14 protein-coding genes are annotated in these 15,024 nt (G+C 64.4%); 9 read left to right on the plus strand and 5 right to left on the minus strand.

The window, feature by feature from the left end:
- Window positions 1-95 precede the first annotated feature (95 nt).
- The 5 genes from dapD to dapE are packed head-to-tail and all read left to right on the plus strand — an operon-like array spanning window position 96 to window position 4,040.
- Window positions 96-923 (plus strand): 2,3,4,5-tetrahydropyridine-2,6-dicarboxylate N-succinyltransferase, encoded by an 828-nt coding sequence (gene dapD, locus AC1DMY_RS16575; protein ID WP_477165984.1) that lies wholly within the window; start codon window positions 96-98, stop codon window positions 921-923.
- Complete coding sequence (locus tag AC1DMY_RS16580) at window positions 920-1,276, plus strand: Spx/MgsR family RNA polymerase-binding regulatory protein (RefSeq protein WP_477165985.1); 357 nt, start codon at window positions 920-922, stop codon at window positions 1,274-1,276. The genes dapD and AC1DMY_RS16580 overlap by 4 nt, the downstream gene beginning before the upstream one ends.
- 13 nt (window positions 1,277-1,289) lie before the next feature.
- Entirely contained in the window at window positions 1,290-1,787 is a 498-nt protein-coding gene (locus AC1DMY_RS16585; protein ID WP_477165986.1) for a DUF2165 family protein, read from the plus strand.
- Window positions 1,788-1,803: 16 nt separating this feature from the next.
- Window positions 1,804-2,865: a VIT1/CCC1 transporter family protein gene (locus AC1DMY_RS16590; protein ID WP_477165987.1), complete on the plus strand. Its 1,062-nt coding sequence runs from the start codon at window positions 1,804-1,806 to the stop codon at window positions 2,863-2,865.
- A 41-nt stretch (window positions 2,866-2,906) separates the two neighbouring features.
- A complete protein-coding gene (dapE, locus tag AC1DMY_RS16595; RefSeq protein ID WP_477165988.1) occupies window positions 2,907-4,040 on the plus strand; it encodes a succinyl-diaminopimelate desuccinylase in 1,134 nt (377 codons plus the stop codon).
- Between the two features lie 55 nt (window positions 4,041-4,095).
- Here the strand turns inward: dapE and AC1DMY_RS16600 are convergent, their stop codons facing one another.
- Both AC1DMY_RS16600 and AC1DMY_RS16605 read right to left on the minus strand, forming a co-directional pair.
- On the minus strand, window positions 4,096-6,516 hold the full coding sequence (locus AC1DMY_RS16600) for a penicillin acylase family protein (RefSeq protein ID WP_477165989.1): 2,421 nt from the start codon (window positions 6,514-6,516) through the stop codon (window positions 4,096-4,098).
- A gap of 46 nt (window positions 6,517-6,562) precedes the next feature.
- Entirely contained in the window at window positions 6,563-7,375 is an 813-nt protein-coding gene (locus AC1DMY_RS16605) for a phosphodiester glycosidase family protein (RefSeq protein ID WP_477165990.1), read from the minus strand.
- A gap of 172 nt (window positions 7,376-7,547) precedes the next feature.
- Between AC1DMY_RS16605 and AC1DMY_RS16610 the strand changes: the two genes are divergently transcribed.
- Entirely contained in the window at window positions 7,548-8,036 is a 489-nt protein-coding gene (locus AC1DMY_RS16610; RefSeq protein WP_477166126.1) for an NUDIX hydrolase, read from the plus strand.
- Window positions 8,037-9,257: 1,221 nt separating this feature from the next.
- Here AC1DMY_RS16610 and AC1DMY_RS16615 read toward each other — a convergent pair.
- Together AC1DMY_RS16615 and AC1DMY_RS16620 are read right to left on the minus strand one after the other, a co-directional pair.
- Window positions 9,258-10,472 (minus strand): beta-ketoacyl-[acyl-carrier-protein] synthase family protein, encoded by a 1,215-nt coding sequence (locus AC1DMY_RS16615; RefSeq protein ID WP_477165991.1) that lies wholly within the window; start codon window positions 10,470-10,472, stop codon window positions 9,258-9,260.
- A 3-nt stretch (window positions 10,473-10,475) separates the two neighbouring features.
- A complete protein-coding gene (locus AC1DMY_RS16620; protein WP_046971921.1) occupies window positions 10,476-10,727 on the minus strand; it encodes an acyl carrier protein in 252 nt (83 codons plus the stop codon).
- Window positions 10,728-10,950: 223 nt separating this feature from the next.
- Between AC1DMY_RS16620 and AC1DMY_RS16625 the strand changes: the two genes are divergently transcribed.
- The 3 genes from AC1DMY_RS16625 (at window position 10,951) to AC1DMY_RS16635 (ending at window position 13,804) form a co-directional block, all read left to right on the plus strand.
- Complete coding sequence (locus AC1DMY_RS16625; protein ID WP_477165992.1) at window positions 10,951-12,009, plus strand: GNAT family N-acetyltransferase; 1,059 nt, start codon at window positions 10,951-10,953, stop codon at window positions 12,007-12,009.
- The gene (locus AC1DMY_RS16630; RefSeq protein ID WP_477165993.1) at window positions 11,996-12,871 is read left to right on the plus strand and encodes an arginase family protein; all 876 of its coding nucleotides are present in this window, start codon (window positions 11,996-11,998) and stop codon (window positions 12,869-12,871) included. The genes AC1DMY_RS16625 and AC1DMY_RS16630 overlap by 14 nt, the downstream gene beginning before the upstream one ends.
- A 117-nt stretch (window positions 12,872-12,988) precedes the next feature.
- Window positions 12,989-13,804, plus strand: coding sequence for a CPBP family intramembrane glutamic endopeptidase (locus AC1DMY_RS16635; RefSeq protein WP_477165994.1), 816 nt, complete (start codon window positions 12,989-12,991; stop codon window positions 13,802-13,804).
- 9 nt (window positions 13,805-13,813) lie between these two features.
- Here the strand turns inward: AC1DMY_RS16635 and AC1DMY_RS16640 are convergent, their stop codons facing one another.
- Complete coding sequence (locus AC1DMY_RS16640) at window positions 13,814-15,013, minus strand: DegT/DnrJ/EryC1/StrS family aminotransferase (RefSeq protein WP_477165995.1); 1,200 nt, start codon at window positions 15,011-15,013, stop codon at window positions 13,814-13,816.
- Window positions 15,014-15,024 lie beyond the last annotated feature (11 nt).

Genomic DNA, 15,024 nt, shown 5'->3' on the forward strand with positions numbered 1-15,024 from the left:
GCGACTCGCGGTACAGGCCGTTTCTTGTCAGAATCCCTTGTCCCTTGCGGCACGCTGCGTTGCCGCACTTTCCCGACTCCATTGCCGTGACCACCATGCAACCTATTGAAACCCTGATCAACGACGCCTTCGAACGCCGCAACGAACTGACCCAGGCCGAGATCGACACGCATCTGCGTCCCGCCGTGGAGCAGGTGATCGACCTGCTGGAGGCGGGCGAGCGCCGCGTCGCCGAGCCTGATGGCAACGGTGGCTGGACGGTCAACCAGTGGATCAAGAAGGCTGTGCTGCTCTACTTCCGCATCAACGGCAACCGCGTGGTCGATGGTGGCCCGGCGATGGCGTTCGACAAAGTGCCGCTGCGTTTTGCCCATGGCAACGATCAGGAATTGGAAGGGTTGGGCGCCCGCGTCGTGCCTGGCGCATTGGTGCGCCGCGGTGCACACGTGGCGAAAGACGCCGTGCTGATGCCCAGCTATGTGAATATCGGTGCTTATGTCGGCGCCGGCAGCATGGTCGACACCTGGGCCACGGTGGGTTCGTGCGCGCAGATCGGCGCCGGCGTGCATCTTTCCGGCGGCGTGGGCATCGGTGGCGTGCTGGAACCGCTGCAGGCCAACCCGACCATCATCGAAGACAACTGCTTCATTGGTGCGCGTTCGGAAGTAGTCGAAGGCGTGATCGTGGAGAAGGGCAGCGTGATCGGCATGGGCGTGTTCCTCGGCCAGTCCACGCGCATCTACAACCGCGCCACCGGCGAGGTCAGCTACGGCCGCGTGCCGGCTGGCAGCGTGGTGGTGGCGGGCAGTCTGCCGGCGAAGGATGGTTCGCACAGCTTGTACGCCGCCATCATCGTCAAGCAGGTGGATGAGAAGACGCGCAGCAAGACCGGCATCAACGAGCTGCTGCGGAGCGCCGAATGAGCGTGACCCTGTACGGCCTGAGCACCTGCGATACCTGCCGCAAGGCGCGCAACTGGCTCGATCGTTTTGAGGTGGCCTACACCTTCGTTGATTACCGCGCCAATCCCGTGCCGGCCGCCACGCTCAAAAGCTGGGCGCAGCAGCTCGGTGGCTGGGAGAAACTGGTGAACAAGTCGTCCACCACCTGGCGCACGCTGTTGCCGCAACGCAAGAACCCGGGCAGCGATCCGGAATGGACGCTGTTGCTCAAGGAATATCCCCCGCTCGTGCGCCGTCCGGTGGTACTGCAAGAAGACGGTTCGGTCAGCGTGGGCTTCACCGATAACGGCTTCAAGAAACTGTTCGGGCGCTGAGGTCGCGATCGCCATGGTGGTGCGCCTGTCACGGATCCTGCTGCTCGCCGCCATCGCGCTCTGGCTCAGCCTGGTCGCGTTCGGCAACCTCACCGACTACGGCAGCAATTGGCCGTTTGTGCAGCACGTGCTGGCGATGGACACGATTTTTCCCAACGCCGGCATCCACTACCGCGCGATCGCCTCGCCGCTGCTGCAGCACCTCGCCTATGGCCTGATCATCGCCACCGAAACGCTGGCTGCCGTGCTGTGCTGGCTGGGCGTGTGGCGACTGTGGCGAGCGCGCAAAGCGCCGGCCCTGCTATTTCATCGCGCCAAGCGGATGAGCGTGCTCGGCCTCACCATTGGCGTGACGTTGTGGCTGGGCGGTTTCATCGCGGTAGGCGGCGAATGGTTTGGCATGTGGATGTCTACGCAGTGGAATGGACTGGAGAGCGCGTTCCGCTTCGTGATGGTGTTGCTGGTGGCGCTGGTCTATCTCGGCCAGCGCGATGGCGAGCTCGACGAATGAGTCACATGGAGGCGGCATGACAGCGCGTCGCGCACGGCACTACCGCAGCAATCTTCGGATCGAGCGCGACAACGCGGCGCTGTACGAGCATCTGTCCGAACTTGCCTCGGATCAGCGTCTGCGTCGCGCCTACCGGCGCATTGCCGACGGTGAACGGGCCAACGCCAGCTTCTGGGAAGAACAGCTCAAACACATGGGCGTCGAGGTGCCGCCGGCGCGGCCCGGCATGCGCGTGAAGGTGCTGACCTGGTTTGCGCGACGCTTCGGCACCGAGTTCGTGATGCCCACGGTGGTAAGACTCGAACATGCGGATCACCTGCCCACGCCGGTGGACCGCGAGGGGCACCGCGACCATTTCCTTGAACCGCACGCGCCGATGCGCAACGGCCGGCATCGCACGCAAAGCGGAAACACCTTGCGTGCCGCCGTGCTGGGTGCGAACGACGGACTCGTTTCCAACGGCAGTCTGGTGATGGGCATGGCGGGTGCCGCTGCGGGCAATCACGCCATCCTGCTCGCTGGTTTCGCGGGCCTGGTGGCCGGCGCATGCTCGATGGCGCTGGGCGAGTGGTTGTCAGTCAACAGCTCGCGCGAGTTCTACCAGGCTCAGATCGCGGCGCGTGCCGAACGTCTCGCAGTATCGCCGGAGGATGGCAAGCGCAGCCTCGCTGGCATCTATCGCCAGAAAGGCATGGACACGAAGACCGCCGACGAGTTGGCCGAACAAATTGCCGAGCGACCGCGCAACGCGCTCGATACCTTGGTGCGCGAAGACCTCGGCATCGATCCGGACGAGCTGGGTGGCTCGGCCTACGGGGCAGCCATTTCCTCGTTCTGCCTGTTCGCCCTGGGGGCGTTGTTTCCGGTGGCGCCCTACCTGTTTCTGAAAGACCACGCCGCCTTCGTCGCCAGCATCGCATCCACTATCGTGGGGCTGGTGCTGATCGGCATGGGCACGGCGCTGTTCACGGGGCGCAGCATGGTGTTTTCCATCGCCAGGCAGCTTGGCATTACGGTGGCGGCCGCAGGCATCACCTACGTTGTTGGCCATGCATTGGGCTCGGCGCTGGCGGGCTGAGTGGCACAGTTGCTCACGGTTTGCATGATTTGAGGCATAGCATGTCCAAGGTTCTCGATTTAGCCATTGACCTCATTCGCCGCCCTTCGGTGACGCCGCACGATGCCGGCTGCCAGGCAGCGATCGGCGAACGCCTGGAGGCCGCAGGTTTCCAGGTGCAGCACTTGCGCTTCGGCGAAGTCGACAACCTTTGGGCTACCCATGGCAAGGGTGGCCCGCTGCTGATGTTCCTCGGTCACACCGACGTGGTGCCCACCGGTCCGGTCGAAGACTGGGGGAGCGATCCGTTCGCGCCGGTAATACGCGATGGCCTTCTATACGGCCGTGGCGCGGCGGACATGAAGGGCTCGGTGGCGGCGATGGTGGTGGCGCTGGAAGCGTTTGTCGCTGCGCATCCCGTGCATGGTGGCCGCGTCGGCTTACTGTTGACCAGCGATGAGGAAGGGCCGACCAATCTCGACGGCGTGCGTCGCGTGGCCGAGCATTTCCGCGCCACCGGCGAGCGCATCGACTGGTGCGTGGTGGGCGAGCCGTCATCGAAACAGCAGCTTGGCGACCTGATACGCGTGGGGCGACGCGGTTCGTTGTCGGGGACGCTGGTCGTGCGTGGCATCCAGGGGCACGTGGCTTACCCAGAGAAAGCGCGCAATCCCATCCACGCGTTTGCTCCGGCACTCGCAGAATTGGCAGCCGAGCGTTGGGACGAAGGCAATCAGGACTTTCCGCCCACCTCGTTCCAAGTGTCCAACCTCAATGCGGGGACCGGCGCCAACAACGTCATCCCTGGCACGCTTACAGCCTTGATCAACTTCCGCTACAGCACGGCCAGTCGCGCCTCGGACCTGCGCTCGCGCACAGAAGCGATCCTGGAAAAGCACGGCGTGGACTGGCAGATCGAATGGACGCTGTCGGGCGAACCGTTCCTCACGCCGCCTCGCGGTGCCGTGCGCGATGCGGTGATTTCCGTTTGCCGCGAGCTGTGTGGCATCGCACCGGAGGAGAGCACCGGCGGCGGTACTTCCGATGGCCGCTTCATCGCACCCTTGGGTGCTGAAGTGGTGGAGCTGGGGCCGGTGAACGCCACCATTCACAAGGTGGATGAATGCGTGTCGGTGGCTGATCTGGAAAAGCTGCCCGCGCTTTACGAGGCCATTTGCGCCCGTCTCTTGCGCTGACGATGGCCTTGGGCACGCCGCACGGAAAAAAGCCGCCTTGAGGCGGCTTTTTTGTTTACGACTTGGTGGGCACCAGCGTCAGCGTGTGCTGGTCAGGCCCCGGCAGCAGCGGCGTCGGTCGGCCGTTGACCCAGTCCTCCTCGCCCGCACCGTGATATGGCGACAGCGGGTTGTCGCTCTGGCCGCCTGGCATGTGCAGGATGCTCTGCGCTTCATGACCGGGCATGGCATCGAGACGTTCCGAGGCGCCGAAACCGGGCGAGACAACGCGCGGCATATTGTGATCGCCGGCCACGGGCTCGTCCGGCATGTCCAGGTAGCGACCAAGGAAGCCGGGCAGGGCACGCGACAGCGGGTGGCGGATGGCGGTGCGGTTGTATTCGCCCCAGGTGCGCGCCGCCAGGCCGCCGGGCTGCTTGCCAAGCTCGTCGACCACGTCGTGCGCAGCGGCATTGAGCAGGGCGTTCCAGTTGTCGTAGGCCGGATCGAGCAGGTTCGAGGGGCGATCGCGGAGCATCGTCCACACGGCGGCTTCGGTGTCGACCAGGCCCGGCCAGGCGAAGTCCTCGTGTTTGGCCTTCACCTGGGCGACGAAAGGCGCCAGCACTTTTTCTTTCACCTTGTCGCGGAAGGCACGCACCAGCCGGTAGTCGACGCTGTCCGTCGCGGCGCGACCCGCCCAGCTGGCAGTGAGTTGGCGCAGCTGTTCCAGGCCCGGGTCGTGCGTGCCCGCCAGCGTGTCCTGCAGCAGACGCTGCCAGCGCGTGAGAAGCACGGCGCGGTTGTCCAACTGCACGTCGAGCATGTTGCCCGGGGTAAAGCTGTTGCGGGCACGCAGATCATCGCGGATCTGCTGCGCACGCGCGCCCAGGTCGTGGCCGCCGTTGCCGAGCAGTTCCAGTTCGGCGCCGTCGACCGTGCGGTTGTTGGCGGTCCACAAACGGCCATCGGCGGGATCTTCAACGCGCGGATACTGCGAGGCCTCGGCGCATCCCAGCCAGCCCGTATCGGCGCTCGACCAGTCGGCCGGCACCTGCGCGTCGTAGCCCTTGCGCAGCGGAATGCAGGTGCCGGTGACGGTCCAGCCGATGTGGCCGGCGTTGTCGCCCACCAGCAGGTTCTGCGGCGGCATGCCCATGCCTGGCGCGAGGTCGAGCGCGGCATGCGCGCTGTCGATGTGTTCCAGCTGCATCACGCCCAGGTTGTAGCCGCGCGCACGATCGCCGATCCACGCCAGCGCCAGCGGGGTGCCGTCCACGTCCTTGCCCATGATCGGGCCCCAGCGCGTGGCTTCCACTTTCAGCGTGTGGTCGGGTGCGTCCTTGATATGGATGACTTCGTCGTGCGTTTCGAGCGCAGCCCAGCCTTCAGGCACCTTGTAGCGCGTGGCGTCGTTGGGATCGCGCTGCACGCGCACCCAGTCCGCCCAGTCGCCGTAGCTGTTGGTGAAGCCCCAGGCCACCTGGCCGTTCGAGCCGACCACCAGCGCAGGCGTGCCCGGCAGCGACACGCCGTTGGCATCGCGCTGTCCGCCCGGCGCCGTGGCATCGGGATAGCGCAGACGCACGCGGTACCAGATGTTGGGCACGCGCAGCGATAGATGCATGTCGTTCGCCAGGATGGCGGCGCCCGATTCGGTGAGCTTGCCGGCCACGGCGAAGCTGTTGCTGCCCGGTCGCGCCGCATCCAGCGCCGGAGCCAGCGCAGCAGTCAGGGCTGTCTGGTCCCCCGTGGTGGACGGTGCGGCCTTGCGCAGGTCGAATACCTCCGCACCGGGAATCACCGGGGGGTGCGAGAGATCACCCTGCAAAGGCGCTTCCCAGTCCGGATCGGGCGACAGCAGGAAATCGGCCACTGGCGCGGGCAAGGCATCGCGCAGCTCCGCCATGTGCAATTCGCGATCGTTGCGGCCGTCGCCATTGAGGTCCAGATACATCGCGGCAATCACCAGAAAGCTGTCCTCTGGGCGCCATGCCTGCGGCTTCGCATTGAGCAGCAGGTATTCCCACGGCTTCACGTGCAGATGGGCGAGACCCGCATTGACGCCAGCGGCATACAGATCCAGCGTGCGTTTCTGCTCGGGCGGTAGCGCGGCATACGCGGCCTGCGCCACGCTGCGCAGGCGATGGCGGCGATGATTGAGGTCGGTATCGAGCGCCTTGGCACCCACCAGCTCCGACAGCTCGCCTGCAGGCAGGCGACGCATCAGGTCCATCGCGAAGAAACGCTCCTGGCCGTGCACGTAACCCATCGCATAGGTGACGTCGTCGCGACTCTTGCCTCGCAGCGTGGTCGTGCCGAGCGCATCGCGCGTGATGGCCACGGCGTCGCTCAGGCCGTTGATTTGTACGTCGCCGTCCAGTTGTGCGCGGCTGCCCGCCAGCAGGAACCAGGCGGCGATGAAGACGCCCAGTATCAGCACCAACAAGGTGCCAAGCAGGTAACGAAGCCAGCGGAAACGGCGGGGTTGATTCATGGTGCGATGGCTCGATGCGAGGGAAGAAAACCGCCAGCGTGCGCGGTCAAGGCGTGGTTGACGAGAACACCGCGAAAATGCCGGCATACGGCTTCACCATGAACGTGGGCGCGCCGGCATAGCCTTCGCCGTCCACGTAAAACTGCGAGATGGTGCCATCCAGGTAAAGCGCATCGCGGCAGCCGAGCTCTTCCTTGAACAGGCGCGCGAAGGTATGGAAATTCACCGGCGCCTCGCTCACCGCAAACACCACGTGGTGCGGCGTTTTTGCGCATACGCCGCTACGCCACTTGAGGCTGTTGGAGTCGTCGATGAACTGCTCGTTGAGTTTGCCGTCGATCACCAGCATGGGACCGGACTGGCTGGCCCATTGCGCGGGCTTGCCGGCCGCCTTGAACGCCGCGCTGGTCTGCACGGCGGCGTGGCCGTCGGCATAGATGGCGAACACGCCATTGGGCAGCAACGAGAAATTGCCCGATGCCGGGTTGCCGTGCGCGAGGTTCAACGGCACGGCGGTCTTGCCGTTCTCCACATACAGGCCCAGTGGCGCAAACTGGCGGTCGTAGATGCCGGCGTTGGCGGCAAACAGCATGCGGCGGCTGTGCGTCATGCCCCATTGGCGCAGCGCGTTGACGGTGCCGAAAGGCTCGCCGCTTTCCGGGTCCTTCCAGTGAAGGCTCAGCGATTCGCGTTTCAGGTCGATGCTGACTACGCGGAAGTTCTGGTTGTCGAACACCGTCTCCCTGCTGGCCACGGCCTGCGCCTGGCGATCGCAGCCGGCCACCAGCGTCAGTGCCAGCAGCAGCCAGCACAGCAAAGGGCGCAGACGGGGTGACGGGCGGTCTGAAGCGGTGGACATGTCCTGATGGTCGCCGCCCGGGCCGGGGCGGCGCAAGTCCACGGAGACGCATCGGCAGAAATTCTGTCGCTGCGGTTGCTTAGCGATTGGGCGAATGTCCGCGCGAACCGAGCAGTGGCAACGGGCACTTGACTATACTGGCCGCTTTCCGCCACAGAACTGCAGCGTACCGATGCCTTATACCCCCATCGTCGCGACCCTCGGCTATGTGCTGTCGCCGGATCGTCGGCAAGTCCTGATGATTCATCGCAATTCGCGCCCTGACGATATGCACCTGGGCAAGTACAACGGCCTGGGCGGCAAGATGGAGCCCGGCGAAGACATTGCTGCCTGCATGCGTCGCGAGATCCTCGAAGAGGCAGGCATCTCCTGTGAGTCGATGTCGCTGCGCGGCACGCTCAACTGGCCGGGCTTTGGCAAGCAGGGTGAGGATTGGCTGGGCTTTATCTTCATCATCGATGGGTTCAGTGGGACGCCGCTGACTTCCAACCCCGAAGGCACACTCGAATGGGTGCCTGTGGATCGGCTGATGGAATTGCCGATGTGGGAGGGGGATCGCCATTTTTTGCCGCTGGTGTTTGATGACGACCCGCGACCGTTTCATGGGGTGATGCCGTATGAGGACGGGCGCATGCAGTCGTGGTCGTATTCGCGGTTTTGATTGACGTGGTGATCACGCGCATCGGGTAGCGCGTGTTTTTCTTGAAACTCGTCATCCCGTCGCAGGCCGGAAGCGCTATTCAACAGCCGAAGGCTGGTCATCCAGTGACTTTGCACTCGATTGTCGGGACACCGCGACCTGGCTCGACTGCCGCGGGCTTCCGACCTCCTGCCGGCGACGCGAAGCTAGTCCCCTCTTTGGGAAGGCCGGGTTACTTTTCTTTGCTTGCCCACGCACGCGCAGGAACGCGTGCGAACGGCGAAGCCGGCCCGAAGGGCGGAGGGCAGGATGCCCGGAGTAAAGAAAAGTAACCAAAAGAAAGGGCCCCCCGGATGACGCGCCTTCCGGGCCGTTGGCCCTCCAGGTTCGCGGGCGGGTTACGGGGACCCCGGGGGGCAAGAGCCACATCAAGATCAAGATCCGAACAGCGCTCGGCCTTGCCGAGCGGCTCTCTTGTAGGAGCGCACTTGTGCGCGACCACCTAACGGAGCGCTGCACCCATGCGCTGCGGTCGCGCACAAGGTGCGCTCCTACAAGGGGAACGCAGGCCTGTGGATGATGGATCAAAGTTGCCGCTCGGTTATTTGTGGGAGCGCACCCTGTGCGCGACAAACCTACGGAGCGGTACATCCAAGCGTGGCTGTCGCGCACAGGGTGCGCTCCCACAGACAAGCCGGTGCGGCAGGCAGATGGAGCGATGCCTAAAGCCGATGCGCAGCGAGGCTTTGCCTTGAGCCCTCTTCGCCGTGGCGCATTGCGGTGTAGCCCAATCGTATGTCGGACGATCGCCACGCTTCCGAACCCCTCGAGCGACAGGTGATCGTATCCAACACGACGCTACGAGCCCTTGCTCTTTTAGGCCATACGCTTCGGGTTACTTTTCTCTTACACCGGGCATCCTGCCCTCCGCCCTTCGGGCCGGCTTCGCCGTTCGCATGCGCTCCTGCGCATGCGTGGGCCCGCAAGAGAAAAGTGACTCGAGCGGCGGCAGCTGTTCGAAACGCCCGCCGCGCAGGCGGCACGCTGGCGGCAGCGCGACAATCGAAGCGCAAAGTCACTGGATTCCTGCCTTCGCAGGAATGACGATCAAAAGCTGCATCACCAGCCATACGGCTGTTGAAAAGCGCCTCCTGCCTTCGCAGGAATGACGATCAAAAGCTGGATCACCAGCCATACGTCTGTTGAGAAGCGCTTCCCACCTTCGCAGGAAGGGCGAGCACCTCACCCCATCCGCCTCACCGCCACCACCGCATTCAACCCACCAAACGCAAACGAATTGCTGATCGCCGCATTCACCTTGCGCTCTCGCGCCACATTCGGCACATAGTCCAGATCGCAGGCGGGATCGGGTTCGAGATAGTTGATCGTGGGAGGCACGATGCCATCGTGGATCGCGCCGATGGCAGCGATCAGTTCCAGTGCTCCGCCGGCGCCCAGCGCATGGCCATGCATGGACTTGGTGGACGAGACCAGCATCTCGCGCGCATGCGCGCCGAACACGCGATGGATGGCGCGGGTCTCGGTGCTGTCGTTGGCGACGGTGCCGGTACCATGGGCGTTGACGTAGTCGACGTCTTCGGGGGCCAAACCACCATCACGCAGCGCCATGTTCATCGCGGCGGCAGCACCGATGTCCGACGGCGCGGCGATATCGCCGGCGTCCGAGCTCATGCCGGTGCCGGCCAGTTCGCAGATGATCTCGGCGCCACGCTTCTGTGCCGATTCCAGCGTCTCGATCACGTACATCGCCGCGCCTTCGCCCAGCACCAGGCCGCGGCGACCCTTGCTGAAGGGGCGGCAGGTATCGGGTGCGAGCACGCGCATGGCCTCCCACGCGCGCAGCGTGCCGAGCGTGATGCAGGCTTCGGTACCGCCGACAACAGCCGCATCGACGATGCCTGATCGGATCATCATCGCCGCCTGCGCTATCGCATGATTGGACGACGCACACGCGCTCGCCACCACAAAGGCGGGACCGGTGATGCCGTGCACCATGCTCACCTGGCTGGCGGGCGCGTTCATCATCATGCGCACGATGCTGAGCGGGTGGAAGCGGCCCTGGTGTTCGCCATACAGGCGTTCGTAGAGATCGTCGCGGGTGGTCTCGCCACCTGCACCGGTGCCGATGACCACGGCGGCGCGAGCGCCGGCTTCACCTTCAAAGCTGATACCCGACTGGCGGATAGCTTCGTTGGCCGCAATCAGCGCGTATTCGCTGAACGTATCGAGCAGCGCGCCACGGCCTTCGTCAAAAAAGTTGGCGGGGTCGTAATCCGCCACTTCCGCAGCGATGCCGCCGTTGCGCAGCTGGCCCGCATCGATATGGTGGATCGGGCCGATGCCGGACCGACCCTCGGTCATCGCCTTCCACACGGAAGGCGCGTCGTGGCCGAGCGCGCAGATCGCGCCCATGCCGGTGATCACGATGCGGCGCATGGATTATTCGCTGGTCTTCTGGGCGAGCTGGCGCTCGATGGCTTCCACTAGCTGGCCGACGGTGCCGCCGTCGAAGTCGGTGTCTTCGTTGGGCAGGTTGATGTTGAAGTGTTCTTCGATATCGAAGATCACTTCGATGGCGTCCAGTGAGGCGATGCCCAGATCCTTCAGGGTGGACTCCGGCTTGATCGTGTCAAGCTCGATCTTGGCCTGCTTGGCGATGATGTCGAAGGTTTCCTGCTGAACGTTGCTCATCTGTGGTTTCCTGGGGTCCATGGCGCCGGGTCACGCGGGCATCCACCGGATGCCTTTACACAAGCCTGACGAACCGTCAGGACAAAGTCCAGAACGCCACCGCATGGAACGGCTGATGCCATGCTCTTCCGGGTTCCCTTTCACCAGCCTTTTAAGCGGGAAATCGTGGGCACGGCGGGGCGGGAGTCGTATCCTATGGCCTTGTGACTCGTGGGACTGTCGCGTGCGGTACCTGAATCAACTCGAGCCGGACGCACTGGTCGCCCGGTTCGCCCAATATCCCCCCATCGATTTCAGTGTGATGCAGGTCGCGGACACGCCGGCCTTCGTGGCGCCGTTCGATCTGCTCACCACCGCCGATGACCAGGCCCGCGCGAAAGTGACCGGCGCGCCTGGCTATCGTTGGTGGGGGCGGCTGCTGCGTTGGCGCACGGCCTTCGTGGGAACCACCGTTTCAGAATATGCGCTGTTTCCCCGCGATGCCCAGCCCGATGCATTGGCAAAGGCCTTGCGCGACCAGTTGGGCCAGCGCCAGCGGTTGATGATCGTGAAGGACATCCCGCAAGCCTCGCCCTTGTTCGACGCCGCTACGGGCGACTGGTGCAAGCGTTTCGCCGATGCCTGCGACGCCGCCGGTTTCATCTTGCTGGAAGGGCAGGCGCTGGCTTATGTGACGATCGACTTCCAGGGCGAGGACGATTACCTCGCGCGCCTGTCGTCGGGTCGCCGCAAAGACATCCGCCGCAAACTGCGCAAACGCGATGAAGTAGCGGTGACCTCGGTGCCTTGCGGCGATGCGGCGTTCAACGACGACGCCGTGATCGACGGCTATTACGCGCTCTACGAAAACGTCTACGCGCAGAGTGAAGTCCATTTCGACAAGCTCAGTCGCGACTTTTTCGCCGCCGTGCTGCGCGATTCGACCAATGGCGGCATGGTGTTTGTCTATCGCCACCAGGGTGAGATGATCGGCTGGAATCTGTGCTTTGTGGTGGAAGGCAAGCTGATCGACAAGTACGTGGGATTTGCCTATCCGCAGGCGCGCGAACAGAACCTGTACTTCACCAGCTGGTTTCACAATCTCGCCTTCGCGCGGGAGCAAAATCTCACCCACTATGTGGCGGGCTGGACCGATCCGCAGATCAAAGCCTATCTGGGTGCACAATTCACCCTGACGCGGCACGCGATCTATCTGCGCAATCCGCTGCTGCGGCTGGCCGCGCGCAAGCTCGGCAAATTCTTCGAGAGCGATAGCCAATGGGCGGCGCATGAACCGGCGTGAACCACTGATCCTGGATTTCGACAGTTCGGTCGGCGCGATTCCGGGCGCGACCACGCTGGCGCTCACCGACTGGCAGGAAGCGATTCGCTTTGGCTGCACGCTGCGCAGCTTCGATCGGCTGCGCGGCTATCTCGACGCGCATCTGCCGGAAAACTACGGCACCGTCCTTATGGGCTCGGGCGATTATCACCATCTCACCTGGCCGCTGGTGCAGCGTCAACGCGCCCGCGGTCCGTTCCAGTTGGTGGTGTTCGACAACCATCCGGACAATATGCGTTTCCCGTGGGGCATCCATTGCGGATCGTGGGTGCGTCGGGTCGCCATGCTGCCGTTCGTGACGCATGTGCACGTGGTGGGGATTACCTCTGGTGACATTGGCGCCAGGCACGCATGGGAGAACTACCTGCGTCCGCTGCAGGCCGGCAAGCTCAGCTATTGGTGCATGGACGTAAACGTGGACTGGGCGGCGAAGCTGGGGCTGGGCGATGCCTTCCATCGCTTCGAGGATCCCGATGCGCTGACCTGCGCGTTCGTGGAGCAGCTGAAGCAGGCGCCGCAGCCCACGTATCTGTCCATCGACAAGGATGCCTTCAGCGTCGAGACGGCGCGCACTAACTGGGACCAGGGCAGGCTTGAAGAGTCCCACGCGATGGCGATCATCGAAGCGTTGCGCGGACGCATCGTCGCCAGCGACATCAACGGTGAAGTCTCGGCTTATCAGTACCGCACGTGGTGGAAGCGCTTGTTGAGCGGCATGGATGGCCAGGAACCGGTGCCGCAGGCCGAGCTGGATGCCTGGCAGGCGCAGCAGCGGGCGTTCAATACACGACTGTTGGCGGCCATCGCCGAAAGCAGCGTGTAAAGCGTTGGGTTGAGTATCGGCCCGGCATTCACGCCGACGCGGCGTTGAACGGGCAAGGATGTCGCAGGCAAATCGAGAGCCGGCTCGTTCCGGCATGCTTCGAGGCGATGCCATCGTATGACCGAGCACTTTCCCGCCAGTCGTCGCGCGTTGATCTTTCTTGGCGTCACCTTCGCCATCACCTGGTTGTCATGGGGCGCGCTGGTCGCGTTGGCCCAGGCGCAGGCCACCAGTTATGGCACCTGGCCCTTCATGACGTTGTACGTGCTGGGCGGCCTGGGGCCGACCATCGCGGCATATATCGCCGTGTGGTGCACGCGCCATGAAGTGCCGTTGCGCGAGTTCAATCAGCGGGTGCTGCGCTGGCGGGTGCGTCCCGTGTGGTATCTGGTGGCGCTGGGTTTGCCCATCGCCTTGGGCCTGTTCGCGATCGGTGTCGCTGTGGCCTTGAAGCCCGCGCTGGCGACGGCCGTCAGCATTCGACCGTGGTATCAGTTTCCGCTCTACCTGCTGATGACCATTATCGGTGGCGGCCTGGAGGAACTGGGCTGGCGCGGCATCACGCAGGAGGAGTGGGGCCGGACCCTCGGCGCCGCTCGTGCAGCCCTGTTGATCGGGCCGATCTGGGCGGTCTGGCACCTGCCGCTGTTCTTCCTGCCGGGCGTGGCGCAATACCACGCGGGCTTCGCGCTGTTCCTGGTGGGCGTGATGGGCAATGCGCTGCTGTTCGGCTGGCTATACACCCGTACGCACAGCATTTTGTTGTGCGTGTTGATGCACGCCGCGTCCAATGCCGCCGTGATGATGGGAGTGAGCATCCCCTCCGGCATGGGCATGGCGGTCGTCGGTCCTTGCCTGAGTCTCGGCCTGGGCGCGCTGCTGTTTCTTTCCACATCGAAACGCGCGGAAAGCCATGAACTTCCGACACGTTGAACGCGGTTTTCAGGCCGTCGCGCGTTCCAGCTCCAGGCAGATGGCCTCGAACGTCGCGTCATCCAGCCAGGGACTGTTGGTGATGGTGAGCGAGCGCGCGGCAAAGGCACGCGCGTTGGGCAACTCGGCGTCGGCGACGATGTCGCGCAGATAGCCGTAATCGGGCAGGGCGTGAATGAACAGGCGGCTGACGCCGAGGCCGGCCGTCCATAGTGTCTTCAACGCCGCATCGCGCCTGGCCGGGTCGGGCAGGGTGAGCAACAGGAAGGGCCACACGCCTTGCTGGCCCTGCGCGTCGTCAAACACGGTGATGCCGGGAATGCGCCGCAGTCGCTCCACGCGACGCAAGGCCTGGGTACGCGTGACATCAAGAAAGGCAGGAAGGCGAGGCAGCGCACGTGAGCCCACCGACTGTCGCCAGTCGCTCACGGTGTGCATGGGAATATCAGGCCCGAAATCGTCGCCCACCGCTGCCACCGGGTCGTTAGCCGCCAGCGCTTTTCGCAATGGACGTCCATACGCCAACGGCAGCAGCGAGGGACGATAGGCCACCGCGTAGCCGATCAGTTCCAGCGCACGCTGCCAGTCCATTTTCGCATCGGCATGAACATGGGCCTGATGGCTGGCTGCAAAGGCCGTGCGCAATACCGGATCGCGAGTCAGCAGCAGGCCACCTTCGAACAAAGTGAGCCCCTTGCCCACGGCGAGGCTGAAGAATCCGGCATCACCGAGCAAGCCGACGCTGAGGCCGCTCTGTTTCGCGCCCAGTGCTTGCGCAGCGTCTTCGAGCACGTAGGCGCCCACGCGATGCGCCACGTCGAGCGCTGCGTTCACGTCGGCCACGCGACCGGCCAGATGCGTCGGCACGATGGCCAGCGTCCTGGGGCCGCCCAATACGCAAAGCTGGGCGACGTCCATATCGAAATGGTTTGGCGCGAGGTCGCACAGCCGCAGCTTCAGGCCGGCACGATGAATGGCGAGCGCCACCAGCGGGCAGGTCCACGCGGGAACGATCACTTCGTCGCGTTGCGGGCGCAGGCCATGCATGGCCTTCAGCGCCACCACCATGGCCGACGTGCCCGAGCATTCCAGTTGCAGGTGCTCCACACCGAGCCAGGCGGCAACCTGATCCGCGAACGGTGCACTGCCCGGCCACAGATCGCTCAGCTGTAGCGGCAGGCCGGCGGTGGGCGGTAGCTCGCGGGACATGAGGGATGGCT

This window comes from Dyella sp. 01L423, from assembly GCF_056399945.1.

Excerpts from the sequence above, each read along its gene's own strand:
- dapD (WP_477165984.1), top strand. The coding sequence starts at position 96 with ATGCAACCTATTGAAACCCTGATCAACGACGCCTTCGAACGCCGCAAC.
- AC1DMY_RS16580 (WP_477165985.1), top strand. The coding sequence starts at position 920 with ATGAGCGTGACCCTGTACGGCCTGAGCACCTGCGATACCTGCCGCAAG.
- AC1DMY_RS16585 (WP_477165986.1), top strand. The coding sequence starts at position 1,290 with ATGGTGGTGCGCCTGTCACGGATCCTGCTGCTCGCCGCCATCGCGCTC.
- AC1DMY_RS16590 (WP_477165987.1), top strand. The coding sequence starts at position 1,804 with ATGACAGCGCGTCGCGCACGGCACTACCGCAGCAATCTTCGGATCGAG.
- dapE (WP_477165988.1), top strand. The coding sequence starts at position 2,907 with ATGTCCAAGGTTCTCGATTTAGCCATTGACCTCATTCGCCGCCCTTCG.
- AC1DMY_RS16600 (WP_477165989.1), bottom strand. The coding sequence starts at position 6,516 with ATGAATCAACCCCGCCGTTTCCGCTGGCTTCGTTACCTGCTTGGCACC.
- AC1DMY_RS16605 (WP_477165990.1), bottom strand. The coding sequence starts at position 7,375 with ATGTCCACCGCTTCAGACCGCCCGTCACCCCGTCTGCGCCCTTTGCTG.
- AC1DMY_RS16610 (WP_477166126.1), top strand. The coding sequence starts at position 7,548 with ATGCCTTATACCCCCATCGTCGCGACCCTCGGCTATGTGCTGTCGCCG.
- AC1DMY_RS16615 (WP_477165991.1), bottom strand. The coding sequence starts at position 10,472 with ATGCGCCGCATCGTGATCACCGGCATGGGCGCGATCTGCGCGCTCGGC.
- AC1DMY_RS16620 (WP_046971921.1), bottom strand. The coding sequence starts at position 10,727 with ATGAGCAACGTTCAGCAGGAAACCTTCGACATCATCGCCAAGCAGGCC.
- AC1DMY_RS16630 (WP_477165993.1), top strand. The coding sequence starts at position 11,996 with ATGAACCGGCGTGAACCACTGATCCTGGATTTCGACAGTTCGGTCGGC.
- AC1DMY_RS16635 (WP_477165994.1), top strand. The coding sequence starts at position 12,989 with ATGACCGAGCACTTTCCCGCCAGTCGTCGCGCGTTGATCTTTCTTGGC.
- AC1DMY_RS16640 (WP_477165995.1), bottom strand. The coding sequence starts at position 15,013 with ATGTCCCGCGAGCTACCGCCCACCGCCGGCCTGCCGCTACAGCTGAGC.